This window comes from Teichococcus rhizosphaerae, assembly GCF_002631185.1.
Lineage (GTDB): Bacteria > Pseudomonadota > Alphaproteobacteria > Acetobacterales > Acetobacteraceae > Pseudoroseomonas > Pseudoroseomonas rhizosphaerae.
Genome location: NZ_PDNU01000023.1, coordinates 76,820 through 87,727, shown reverse-complemented (window position 1 = coordinate 87,727; position 10,908 = coordinate 76,820). Strand labels below are relative to the sequence as shown.

Sequence of the window (10,908 nt, the reverse complement as noted above, 5' to 3'; positions counted from 1 at the left end):
CCGGGAACCGAGCGGCGGGGCGCCGGCCTGCCCCGCCTGGTTCGGCGGGAGCCCCTTCAGTTCATCCGCATGGGCCGCTCGCCGGGCGGATCGCCGAGCGGCGGGATGTCGGGTGCGTCGGGCGTGGGCTGGTCCTGGCCCGGCGGCTCGTCGATGGGCGGCTCCGGCAGGTCGGGCCCGGGCGGTTCGGTGGGCGGCGGCATGGGCGCCGGCGGATCACTGGGCGGGATCGGAAGCTGCGCCCGCCTGCCGATGACAGGGAAGTCGGGGGCGCGGAAATCGGGGCTGCGCATGGGCCCTCCTCATGGATGGTCTCGTGAGGACAAACGGGCAGCCGGGCGCTGGTTGCCGGAGGGCCATGAATTCGCCCCGCGTGCCGTGAAGCGCAGCCATGACGCTTCTCATGTTGCGATGCACAAAATTCATCCGATAGGTTGAAGAAAGGAAAGGCAGTGCACGGCCCCTGCTGACGGAGAGTCGGGATGCGATGTAGGGAATTCTTCCGCCATGCCTCGGCCGGGCTGCTGGCGGCGCCGGCCATCCTGGCCCCGGGCCGGGCGCGGGCGATGGAGCCGGTGGATGTCGAGCTGGCGCTGGCAGTGGATGTCAGCCGCTCGATGAGCGCCGAGGAGCAGGAACTGCAGTTCCGCGGCTACGCGGCCGCCTTCCGCGACCCGCGCCTGACGGATGGCATCGCGCGCGGGGCCATCGGCGCCATCGCCGTCTGCTTCTTCACCTGGTCCGACTGGAACGTGCAGGAACTGCTGGTGCCCTGGACGCGGATCGACGGCGCGGCCAGCGGCGGGCGCTTCGCGGCGGCCATCGACGCGGCGCCGCGCCGGGCGCACCTCTACACCTCCATCTCCGCCGCCATCGACTTCGCGGCCTCGCTGTTCGGCCAGGGCTACGAGGGCACGCGGCAGGTGGTGGACATCTCCGGCGACGGGGTGAACAACTCCGGCCGCCCCCTCGCCGAGGCGCGGGCCGAGGCGCTGGAGAAGGGCATCGCGCTGAACGGCCTGGCCGTGCTCGACCGCACCCCGCCCCCGCCGCAATTCGCCGACCTGATGCCGCCGCTCGACGACTATTACCGCGACGAGGTGATCGGCGGCACCGGCGCCTTCCTGATGGTGGCCGAGGGCTTCCCCGCCTTTGAGGGCGCGGTGCGGCGCAAGATCATCCGCGAGATCGCCAGCAACCCGCCCCCCGGCCCTCTGGTGGAGCGTGCCTACGCCTGAAGCCGCCCTACCTTGCCCTGCCCCGCCCTGCCCTGCCTTGCGCTGGGCGATGGTGGCTGCTCCCCCGGGCATGGCCGAGGGGCGGCGTCAGCCCCTGGCGCCCGGCCGCGCCCGGGCGCATGGTCGGCCTTTCTGCCCCACAGGAGGAAACGGCGCCGGATGCAAGAGGAAAACGATGGCCTGCCGCAGCCGCAGCGGCTCTGGGCGGTGCTGGCGCTCGCCGTCTCCATCGCCATGGCGGTCATGGATTCATCCATCGCCAACGTCGCCCTTCCCGCCATCGCGGCCGACCTGCGCGTGCCGCCCTCCGATGCCATCCTGGTGGTCAACGCCTACCAGATCGCCGTGGTCATGGCGCTGCTGCCGCTGGCCTCGCTGGGCGAGCTGATCGGGCACGAGAAGATCTACCGCACCGGCCTCGCGCTGTTCGTCATCGCCTCCCTGTTCTGCGCCATGGCGGACAGCCTGGCCGGCCTCGCCACGGCCCGCGCCGTGCAGGGGCTCGGCGCCGCCGGGCTGATGAGCGTCAACACGGCCCTCGTGCGCTTCATCTATCCGCAGCGGCTGCTGGGCCAGGGGGTGGGCGTCAACGCGCTGGTGGTGGCCATCTCCTCGGTGCTGGGGCCGAGCGTGGCGGCCGCCATCCTGAGCGTGGCGCACTGGCCCTGGATCTTCGCGGTCAACATCCCCGTGGGCGCGCTGGCGCTGCTGCTGGCCATCCGCTTCCTGCCCGCGACACCCCGTGCGCGCCGCCCCTTCGATGCCGCCAGCGCCATCCTCAGCGCCGCCACCTTCGGGCTGGTGATGACGGCGCTGGAGCAGTTCGCCCGCGGTGCCCCCGCCTGGCAGGCGGGGCTGATCCTGGGGAGCGGCGTGCTGGCCGGCATCGCGCTGGTGCGCCGGCAGGCCGGGCGCGCGGCGCCGCTGCTGCCGGTGGACCTGCTGCGCATCCCCGTCTTCGCCCTTTCGGTCGTCACCTCCATCTGTTCCTTCGCGGCGCAGATGCTCGCCTTCGTGGCCCTGCCCTTCTTCCTCCAGCACGGCCTCGGCCGCAGCCAGGTGGAGACGGGGCTGCTGATGACGCCCTGGCCGCTGGTCCTCATCATCGTCTCGCCGCTCGCCGGCCGCGCCTCCGACAGGCTACCGGCCGGGCTGCTCGGAGGCCTGGGCCTCGGGCTGATGGCCACGGGGCTGGCGCTGCTGGCCTGGCTGCCGGACGCCCCCACCGCCCTCGACATCGGCTGGCGCATGGCGCTGTGCGGCCTGGGCTTCGGCCTGTTCCAGAGCCCCAACAACCGCGCCCTGCTGTCCTCCGCCCCGCGCGAGCGCAGCGGCGGGGCCAGCGGCATGCTTTCCACCTCCCGCCTGCTGGGCCAGACGAGCGGCGCCGCGCTCGCGGCCTTGACCTTGCGGCTGGCGGGGGAGAATGGCGCCATGCGGGGGCTGGGCGTGGCCGCCGCCATCGCCGCCGCGGCGGCGCTGATCAGCTTCTCGCGCCTCACCGCCAGGCCCCGCTGAGTTCTTCCCGACCGGAGTTTTGCCCATGTCCGCCGAGCCGAAACGCCCTTCCCCCGAGATGCTGGGCGAGGAGATCCTGCGCCAGACCGCCGCCTGCGGCCCCGGCAAGTCGGTCTGCCCGAGCGAGGTGGCGCGCGCCCTGGCGCCGGACCCGGTGTGGCGCGGCCTGATGACGCCCATCCGCCACGCCGCGCTGAGGCTGCAAAAGGAAGGGCGCATCGAGATCCTGCGCAAGGGCAAGCCCGTGCCGGCCGAGGAGGTGCGCGGCGTCATCCGCCTGCGGGCTTCCGGCGCGGGCGCGGAATGAGCGGAGGCGGGGCGGCGCCACGGCCCGGCCGCTTCGCAAAGCGGGCGGCACAGCCCATGATGCCGGCCCGAACCGCCATGGAAGGAACTGGCCCATGACCGCCGTGCTGCAGCCCGCCATCGACCATGTGGTGATCAATGTCGGCGACCGGCTGGACGAGGCCGCGGAGCGCTATGCCCGGCTCGGCTTCCAGCTCACCGAGCGCGGCCATCATTCGCTGGGCTCCAGCAACAACCTCGCCATCTTCGGCACGGACTACCTGGAGCTGCTGGGCTTCGAGCCGGGGCGCGCCGCCGCGCGGCCGGAGCTGCTCAGCATGCCGGCCGGCCTGGGCGGCCTGGTGTTCAAGCCATCGGCCGATGCCGGCTTCCGCGACCGGGTGGCCGCCGCCGGCCTGCCGGTGCAGGAATCCCGCGAGTTCGTCCGCCCCGTCGCCCTCCCCGATGGCACCAGCCCCGAGGCGCATTTCCGGGTGACGCATCTGGGGCCCGAGGTCACCTTCGGCGGCCGCGTCTTCTTCTGCCACCACTTCACGCCCGAGCTGGTGTGGCGGCCGGAATGGCAGCGCCATGCCAATGGCGTTACCGGCATCGCCGAGTTCGGCATCGTCAGCGACGACCCGGCGCGGGCCGTGGCGCCCTACCGCGCCCTGTTCGGGGACGAGGCGGTGGCGCCGGTGGCGGGCGGCATGGCGATCCGCGCGGCGGAGGGCACGGTGCTGGTGCTGCTGCCCGAGGCGGCGCGCAGCCATTGGGGCGAGGCGCTGCCCACCCTCCCCGGGAAGGGCGAGCGCATGGTGGCGCTGGGCTTCCGCACCGGTGACCAGGACGAGGGGCGGAGCGGCGGGCTGGACGCGACGCGGGCCACGCTGCAGGCCGGCGGCGTGCCGATGCTGGAAAGGCCCGGCCGCATCCTGGTGCCGGCCGGCGAGGCCTGCGGGGTGGCGCTGGCCTTCCTGGGCTGAGGCGGCGTCATTCGCCGGTGAAGTGGCCGGGCTGGGCCGCGCGCAGCGCTTCCGCCCGGCCCAGCGTATCGGCCAGGTGGCGCCGCAGCGCGGCGGCGGCGGCGGCGCCATCTCCGGCCATGATGGCGGCGGCGATCGCCTCGTGCTCGCGCAGGATGGTTTCCGCCTTGCCGGGCGCCGGCAGGTGCAGCCGGCGCAGCCGGTCCAGATGCCCGCTGCGGCCGCGCACCAGCGCCCAGAGCGGCGAGATGCCCGCCGCCTCGTGGAGCGCCTCGTGGAAGGCGTCGTCGGCGGCGGACAGGCCGGCATGGTCCTCCCGTGCCACCAGCGCGGCCTGCCGGGCAAGCTGCGCGGCCAGCGTCTCGCCCAGCGTGGCAGAGGGCGCGGCGGCCAGGGCCTGCACCATCTCCAGCTCCACCGCGCGCCGCAGGAACTGCGCCTGCCGGGCGCTGGTCAGGTCGATCGGCGCCACGCGGGTGGAGGCGCTCGGCACCACCTCCACCAGCCCCTCCGTTTCCAGCCGCATCAGCGCCTCCCGCACCGGCGTCTGGCTGAGGCCGAGCTGCGCCGCGAGCGCCGCGCGCGAAAGCACCGCTCCCGGCGGCAGGGCCAGGGACAGGATGGCCTCGCGCAGGCTGGCATAGGCGAAGGCGCCCGCCGAGGGCGGGCGGCCAAAGGGCTGCAGGGGCGAGGCGGGGGCCGGCTCGATGAGGGACATCATGCGGGACCTATACCGCAGTCCGGCGATATCCGAAATATCGGCTGCTTGCCTGACAAGCTGATGTCCGGTATCGAAGGAACAAGGCCGTCCCCTCAAACGGCCGGATCAGGGAAACGACCATGGCCCCAGCCCCGCCTCGCCTTCTGGTGGCGCGCCGCCTGACCCCGGCCGCCACCGAACGCGCCCGCCGTGATTTCGACGCCATGCTGGCCGGGCACGACATGACGGCGGAGGAGGCCATCGCCGCCGCCGCCGCGCACAGGGCCGAGGCCATGCTGATCGGGCCGAAGGTGCGGCTCGATGCCGCCGCCATCGGCCGCCTGCCGGAGCATGTGCGGCTGATCGCCAACAGCAGCGTGGGCTACGACCACATGGACGCCGCCGCTGCCCACGCGCGCGGCATCATCGTCACCAACACGCCGGACGTGCTGACCGACTGCACGGCCGATCTCGCCTTCCTGCTCATCCTCGCCGCCTGCCGCCGCGCGCATGAATACGAGGCGCTGATGCGGGCGGGCTGGCGCCGTGGCCTCGGCCTGCCGGACATGCTGGGGGTGCGGCCCTCCGGCAAGACACTCGGCATCGTCGGCATGGGGCGCATCGGGCGGGCCGTGGCGCAGCGCGCGCGCGGCTTCGGCATGCGCGTCCTCTACCACAACCGCACGCGCCTCACCCCGGATCTGGAGCAGGGCGCCGAATACTTCGCCAGCCTGCGGGACATGCTGCCGCACTGCCAGATCCTGTCGCTGCACCTGCCGGGCGGCGCGCGGAACGGCGTGCTGATGGACGAGGCCGCCTTCGCCGCCCTGCCGCGCGGCGCCGTGTTCGTGAACACCGCGCGCGGCTCGCTGGTGGACGAGGACGCGCTGATCGGCGCGCTGACATCCGGCCACCTCTTCGCCGCCGGGCTCGACGTGTTCCAAAGCGAGCCCGACTATGACACGCGCTTCGCCGCGCTGCCCAACGTGTTCCTGACCCCGCACGTGGCCAGCGCGACGATGGAAACGCGCGACGCCATGGGCCTGCGCGCCCTCGACAACGTGGCCGCCTTCGCCGCCGGCCGCGGCCCTCTCGACCCTGTCTGACCCGGAAGCCCCGCCATCATGAGCGAATCCCCCGACGGCTCCCCCCTGCCCCGCGTCAAGCCGGCCGAGGAGCTGCGCAGCCGCCGCTGGTTCGGCCCCGCCGACCTGCGCTCCTTCGGCCACCGCTCGCGCGCCATGCAGATGGGCTACGCGCCGGAGGAATGGACCGGCAAGCCGATCATCGCCATCCTCAACACCTGGTCCGACCTCAACCCCTGCCATGCGCACTTCAAGCAGCGCGTCGATGACGTGAAGCGCGGCGTGCTGCAGGCGGGCGGCTTCCCGGTCGAGCTGCCGGCGATCTCGCTGGACGAGAGCTACCTCAAGCCCACCAGCATGCTCTACCGCAACCTGCTGGCCATCGAGGCGGAGGAGCTGATCCGCAGCCACCCCGTGGACGGCGTTGTGCTGATGGGCGGCTGCGACAAGACGACGCCCGGCCTGATGCTGGGCGCCACCAGCGCCAACGTCCCCGCCATCTACCTGCCCGCCGGCCCGATGCTTCGCGGCAACTGGGCGGGCAAGGTGCTGGGCTCCGGCTCGGACAGCTGGAAGTACTGGGACGAGCTGCGCGCCGGCAAGATCACCGACAAGGACTGGCTCGGCGTCGAGCAGGGCATCGCCCGCTCCTACGGCACCTGCATGACCATGGGCACCGCCAGCACCATGACGGCGATCGCGGAAGCCGCCGGCATGTGCCTGCCCGGCGCCTCCTCCATCCCGGCGGCGGACGCCAACCACATCCGCATGGCCTCCGCCTGCGGCCGCCGCATCGTCGAGATGGTGTGGGAGGACCTGACGCCGCAGAAGATCCAGACGCGCGAGGCCTTCGAGAACGCCATCGCCGTCGCCATGGCGATGGGCTGCTCGACCAACGCCATCATCCACCTGATCGCCATGGCGCGCCGCGCGGGGCAGGATATCGGCCTCGAGGATTTCGAGCGCTACAGCCGCAAGGTCCCCGTCATCGGCAATGTGCGCCCCTCGGGCAGCACCTACCTGATGGAGGACTTCTTCTACGCGGGCGGCATTCGCGCGCTGATGGGCAACATCCGCGAGCACCTGCACCTGGATTGCCTGACCGTCACCGGCCGCACGGTCGGCGAGAACATCGCCGACGCGAAGGTCTACAACGACGACGTCATCCGCCCGCTGTCCAACCCGATCTATGGCGAGGGGTCGCTCGCCGTGCTGAAGGGCAACCTCGCCCCCTCGGGCTGCGTCATCAAGCCCGCCGCCATGGACCAGAAGTTCCTGAAGCATGCCGGCCCGGCCGTGGTGTTCGACGACTATCCGTCGATGAAGAAGGCGGTGGAGGACGAGAGCTATCCCTTCACTGCCGATTCCGTGCTGGTGCTGCGCAACGCGGGCCCGCAGGGCGGCCCGGGCATGCCGGAATGGGGCATGCTGCCCATGCCGAAGAAGCTGCTGAAGGAAGGCCACCGCGACATGCTGCGCCTCTCCGACGCGCGCATGTCCGGCACCTCCTATGGCGCCTGCGTGCTGCATGTGGCGCCGGAAAGCTTCGTGGGCGGCCCGCTCGCGCTGCTGCAGACGGGCGACATCGTCGAGGTGGACGTGCATGCGCGCAGCATCAACATGCGCGTCTCCGACGAGGAGCTGGAGCGCCGCCGCGCCGCCTGGAAGCAGCCCGCCGCCCGCTACGAGCGCGGCTATGGCTGGATGTTCACCAGGCACATCCGCCAGGCCGACGAGGGCTGCGACTTCGACTTCCTGGGCACCGAGTTCGGCGCCCCCGTTCCCGAACCCGTCATCTACTGAGCGAAGGCGACACCGCCATGGCCCTGAGCCCCGAGACCCGCGACAAGCTGAAGCAGGTGAGCACCGCGACGCTCGCCACCGCGCTCTACAAGCGCGGCTTCCGCACCCAGATGATCCAGGACGTGCGCCCGCTGCACCCGATGACGGAAAGCATGGTGGGCGAGGCCTTCACGCTCCGCTACATGCCGGCGCGCGAGGACCTGAACCAGCTTTCCGTGTTCCGCGACCGCGGCCACCCGCAGCGCAAGGCGATGGAGGACTGCCCGCCCGGCGCCGTGCTGGTGATGGACAGCCGCAAGGACGCGCGCGCCGCCTCGGCGGGCGGCATCCTGGTGACGCGGCTGCAGCAGCGGGGCGTCGCCGGCGTCGTCACCGATGGCGGCTTCCGCGACAGCGCCGAGATCGCGACGCTCGACATGCCGGCCTTTCACAGCCGCCCCTCCGCGCCCACCAACCTGACGCTGCACCAGGCGATCGACATCAACGTGCCGATCGGCTGCGGCGACGCGCCGGTCTTCCCGGGCGACGTGATCGTGGGCGACAATGACGGCGTCATCGTCATCCCCGCCCACCTCGCCGACGAGATCGCCGCGGAGGCCACCGAGATGACCGCCTTCGAAGATTTCGTCACCGAGCGCGTGCGTGGCGGCCAGAGCATCCTCGGCCTGTATCCGCCGACCGACGAGAGCAACCTCGCCGCCTTCGCGGAATGGCGGAAGGCGAACGGCCGGTAGCGCTCCTCCGCCTTCAACGACGTCCAGGGAAACAACAATGACGAACCGTCGCACCATGCTCAAGCTGGGCGCGCTCGCCGCGCCCGCCCTCGTCCTGGGCCGCGCCGCCCGGGCGCAGGAATGGCCGAGCAAGACCGTCACCATCATCGTGCCCTTCGCCCCCGGCGGCTCCTCCGACATCATCGGCCGCGCCGTGGCGCAGCGGATGACGGAGGCGCTCGGCAAGCCGGTGGTGGTGGAGAACCGCCCCGGCGCCGCGGGCGAGATCGGCGCGCGCGCCCTGGCCCGCGCCACGCCCGATGGCCACCTGCTGATGGCCGCGCCCATCAGCACCTTCGCCATCAACAAGGCGCTGCGCCCGAACCTGGGCTACGACCCCGAGACGGACTTCACCAACCTCACCCTGTCCGTCACCACGCCCAACGTGCTGGTGGCGAACCCGAAGCAGGTCGAGGCGAACGACCTGAAGTCGCTCATCGCCTGGCTGAAGCGCAGCGGCGCGCGGGATTCCTATTCCACCAGCGGCGTCGGCTCCTCCGACCACCTGACGATGGAGCTGTTCAAGCAGCTCACCGGCACCGGCATCGCGCACATCCCCTATGCCGGCGGCGCGCCCGCGACGACCGACCTGATCGCCGGCAACGTGCAGCTCTCCTTCCAGAACCTCGGCTTCATCACGCCCTTCATCCGAGACGGCCAGGTGAAGCCGATCCTGGTCACTTCCGAGCGGCGCCACCCGCTGCTGCCCGAGGTGCCGACCGCCGCCGAGGCGGGCCTCGCCGACTTCGTCGTCTATTCCTGGCAGGCCATGGCGGCGCCGCCGAAGATGGAGCCCGCGCTGGTGAGGCGCGTGCATGCCAGCATCGTCGAGGCGCTGAGGCATCCCTCCACCGTGGCGCAGATGGACCGGATCGGCTTTTCCATCGTGGGCAACAGCCCGGAGGAGTTCCAGGCGTTCCAGCGCCGGGAGATCGCGCGCTGGACGGAGGTGGTGAAGAAGGGCGGCATCGAGCCGGCCTGAGGGTCCGGCGGGGGAGTGCCCCTCCCCCGCCTCCTCGCCTCAGTCGAAGCTGAGGAAGCCCGGCATCTCGCTGATCGGCCGCGCGGCCTTGAGCTTCGCCAGATCCGGCACCGGGCGCGCCAGCGCGGCATCCCCCGCCGTCGCCGCCTCGATGGCGGCCGCCACCGCGATCACCAGCGCGTCGCCGCCGCGGGGGCCCACGATCTGCAAGCCGAAGGGCATGCCGGCATTGTCCACGCCGAGCGGGATGCTGATGGCGGGGTGGCCCACCAGCGTCACCGCATAGGCCAGGGCCAGCCAGTGGAAGTAGTTCTTGGTGGGCTGGCCGTCGATCTCGGACGGATACAGCTCGCTCCACGGCCGCGGCGAGAGGGTGATGGCCGGCGTGATGATCACGTCCACGCCGCTCTCGAAGAAGCTTTGCCAGGCGCGGTACATCCGCGTCTGCGCCACGCTGGCGCGGGCCACGTCGCTGGCGCTGTAGCGCAGCCCTTCCTCGACATTGGCGCGGACATTGGGGCCCACATCCTGCGGCCGCACCCGCACCTTCTCCTCATGCGCCGCCAGGAAGTTCAGCGCGCGCAGCACGGCGAAGCTCTCATCGGCGCCGGCGCAGTCGGGCGTGCGCTCCTCGGCGCCGGCGAAGAAGGGCGACAGCGCCTTCACCCGCTCGGCGAACACGGCGCGGATGTGCTTCTCGGTCGGCGCGAAGCCGAAATCCGGCGTCACGGCGACGCGCAGCGTGGACAGGTCCACCGCCTCGTGCAGCGGCAGGCCGCGCCGCACGTCACGGTCCGGCAGGGTGTAGGCCAGCGGGTCCAGCCCGTGGTCGGCGGCCATGGCGGAAAGCATCAGGGCGAGGTCGCCCACGTCGCGCGCCATTGGGCCCAGCACCGGCAGGTTGGACCAGCCGAGCAGGCGCCGCTCCGCCGGCACCACGCCGGAGCTGGGGCGGAAGCCCACGATGCCGTTGAAGGCGGCCGGGTTGCGCAAGCTGCCGCCCGTGTCCGAGCCGCTGGCCAGCGGCACCATGGAGCAGGCCAGCGCCACGCCCGAGCCGCCCGAGGAACCGGCCGCCGAGCGCGACGGGTCGAAGGGGTTGCCGGTGGCGCCATAGACGGCGTTGCGCGTGTTGGCGCCGGCGCCGAATTCCGGCGTGTTGGTCTTGCCGAGCACGATGCCGCCCGCCACGCGCAAATCGGCCACCATGCTGGAATCATGCGCCGGCACATGGTCGCGGAAGATCGGGCTGCCGAAGGTGGTGCGCAGCCCGCCCGTCTCGTCGAGATCCTTGATGCCGAGCGGCAGGCCGTGCAGGGGGCCAAGCGCCTCGCCCTGCATCACCGCGGCCTCGGCCTGCCTGGCGCCTTCCCGCGCGCGCTCCTCGTCCAGCGCCACCATGGCGTTCACGGCGTGGTTCACCGCCCCGATGCGCGCGAGGCAGGAATCGAGCAGCTCCACGGGCGAGAGCTTCTTCTCGCCGATCAGGCGGCGGGCGGTGACGGCGGAAAGGTCGCAGGCTTCGGTCACGCGGCAGG

11 protein-coding genes are annotated in these 10,908 nt (G+C 72.2%); 8 read left to right on the top strand and 3 right to left on the bottom strand.

What is annotated here, in order from left to right; translation table 11 throughout:
• Positions 1 to 56: 56 nt before the first annotated feature.
• Complete coding sequence (locus tag CR162_RS12995) at positions 57 to 293, bottom strand: hypothetical protein (protein ID WP_099095957.1); 237 nt, start codon at positions 291 to 293, stop codon at positions 57 to 59.
• A 189-nt stretch (positions 294 to 482) separates the two neighbouring features.
• On the opposite strand from CR162_RS12995, the gene CR162_RS12990 reads away from it, so the two are divergent.
• From CR162_RS12990 to CR162_RS12975, 4 genes are all read left to right on the top strand, one after another.
• Positions 483 to 1,238: a DUF1194 domain-containing protein gene (locus tag CR162_RS12990; RefSeq protein ID WP_099095956.1), complete on the top strand. Its 756-nt coding sequence runs from the start codon at positions 483 to 485 to the stop codon at positions 1,236 to 1,238.
• Between the two features lie 159 nt (positions 1,239 to 1,397).
• On the top strand, positions 1,398 to 2,756 hold the full coding sequence (locus CR162_RS12985; protein WP_099095955.1) for an MFS transporter: 1,359 nt from the start codon (positions 1,398 to 1,400) through the stop codon (positions 2,754 to 2,756).
• A gap of 25 nt (positions 2,757 to 2,781) precedes the next feature.
• Entirely contained in the window at positions 2,782 to 3,063 is a 282-nt protein-coding gene (locus CR162_RS12980) for a DUF3253 domain-containing protein (RefSeq protein WP_099095954.1), read from the top strand.
• Between the two features lie 94 nt (positions 3,064 to 3,157).
• Positions 3,158 to 4,027 carry a VOC family protein gene (locus CR162_RS12975; RefSeq protein WP_099095953.1) on the top strand — a complete coding sequence of 290 codons (870 nt, stop codon included), beginning with the start codon at positions 3,158 to 3,160 and terminating at the stop codon, positions 4,025 to 4,027.
• 7 nt (positions 4,028 to 4,034) lie between these two features.
• On the opposite strand, the gene CR162_RS12970 is transcribed toward CR162_RS12975, so the two are convergent.
• A complete protein-coding gene (locus CR162_RS12970; RefSeq protein WP_245870338.1) occupies positions 4,035 to 4,748 on the bottom strand; it encodes a GntR family transcriptional regulator in 714 nt (237 codons plus the stop codon).
• Between the two features lie 119 nt (positions 4,749 to 4,867).
• Between CR162_RS12970 and CR162_RS12965 the strand changes: the two genes are divergently transcribed.
• Genes CR162_RS12965 through CR162_RS12950 form a run of 4 tightly spaced genes read left to right on the top strand, consistent with a single transcriptional unit; the run spans position 4,868 to position 9,370 of the window.
• Positions 4,868 to 5,833 (top strand): 2-hydroxyacid dehydrogenase, encoded by a 966-nt coding sequence (locus tag CR162_RS12965; protein ID WP_099095952.1) that lies wholly within the window; start codon positions 4,868 to 4,870, stop codon positions 5,831 to 5,833.
• An 18-nt stretch (positions 5,834 to 5,851) separates the two neighbouring features.
• Entirely contained in the window at positions 5,852 to 7,615 is a 1,764-nt protein-coding gene (gene araD, locus CR162_RS12960; protein ID WP_099095951.1) for an L-arabinonate dehydratase, read from the top strand.
• Between the two features lie 17 nt (positions 7,616 to 7,632).
• Positions 7,633 to 8,349 (top strand): ribonuclease activity regulator RraA, encoded by a 717-nt coding sequence (locus tag CR162_RS12955; protein WP_099095950.1) that lies wholly within the window; start codon positions 7,633 to 7,635, stop codon positions 8,347 to 8,349.
• A gap of 37 nt (positions 8,350 to 8,386) precedes the next feature.
• Positions 8,387 to 9,370: a Bug family tripartite tricarboxylate transporter substrate binding protein gene (locus CR162_RS12950; protein WP_099095949.1), complete on the top strand. Its 984-nt coding sequence runs from the start codon at positions 8,387 to 8,389 to the stop codon at positions 9,368 to 9,370.
• A 39-nt stretch (positions 9,371 to 9,409) separates the two neighbouring features.
• Here CR162_RS12950 and CR162_RS12945 read toward each other — a convergent pair whose 3' ends face one another.
• Positions 9,410 to 10,900 carry an amidase gene (locus CR162_RS12945; RefSeq protein WP_099095948.1) on the bottom strand — a complete coding sequence of 497 codons (1,491 nt, stop codon included), beginning with the start codon at positions 10,898 to 10,900 and terminating at the stop codon, positions 9,410 to 9,412.
• Positions 10,901 to 10,908: the final 8 nt, after the last annotated feature.

Coding starts and splice junctions, on each gene's coding strand:
- CR162_RS12995 (WP_099095957.1), bottom strand. CDS start 293: ATGCGCAGCCCCGATTTCCGCGCCCCCGACTTCCCTGTCATCGGCAGG.
- CR162_RS12990 (WP_099095956.1), top strand. CDS start 483: ATGCGATGTAGGGAATTCTTCCGCCATGCCTCGGCCGGGCTGCTGGCG.
- CR162_RS12985 (WP_099095955.1), top strand. CDS start 1,398: ATGCAAGAGGAAAACGATGGCCTGCCGCAGCCGCAGCGGCTCTGGGCG.
- CR162_RS12980 (WP_099095954.1), top strand. CDS start 2,782: ATGTCCGCCGAGCCGAAACGCCCTTCCCCCGAGATGCTGGGCGAGGAG.
- CR162_RS12975 (WP_099095953.1), top strand. CDS start 3,158: ATGACCGCCGTGCTGCAGCCCGCCATCGACCATGTGGTGATCAATGTC.
- CR162_RS12970 (WP_245870338.1), bottom strand. CDS start 4,748: ATGATGTCCCTCATCGAGCCGGCCCCCGCCTCGCCCCTGCAGCCCTTT.
- CR162_RS12965 (WP_099095952.1), top strand. CDS start 4,868: ATGGCCCCAGCCCCGCCTCGCCTTCTGGTGGCGCGCCGCCTGACCCCG.
- araD (WP_099095951.1), top strand. CDS start 5,852: ATGAGCGAATCCCCCGACGGCTCCCCCCTGCCCCGCGTCAAGCCGGCC.
- CR162_RS12955 (WP_099095950.1), top strand. CDS start 7,633: ATGGCCCTGAGCCCCGAGACCCGCGACAAGCTGAAGCAGGTGAGCACC.
- CR162_RS12950 (WP_099095949.1), top strand. CDS start 8,387: ATGACGAACCGTCGCACCATGCTCAAGCTGGGCGCGCTCGCCGCGCCC.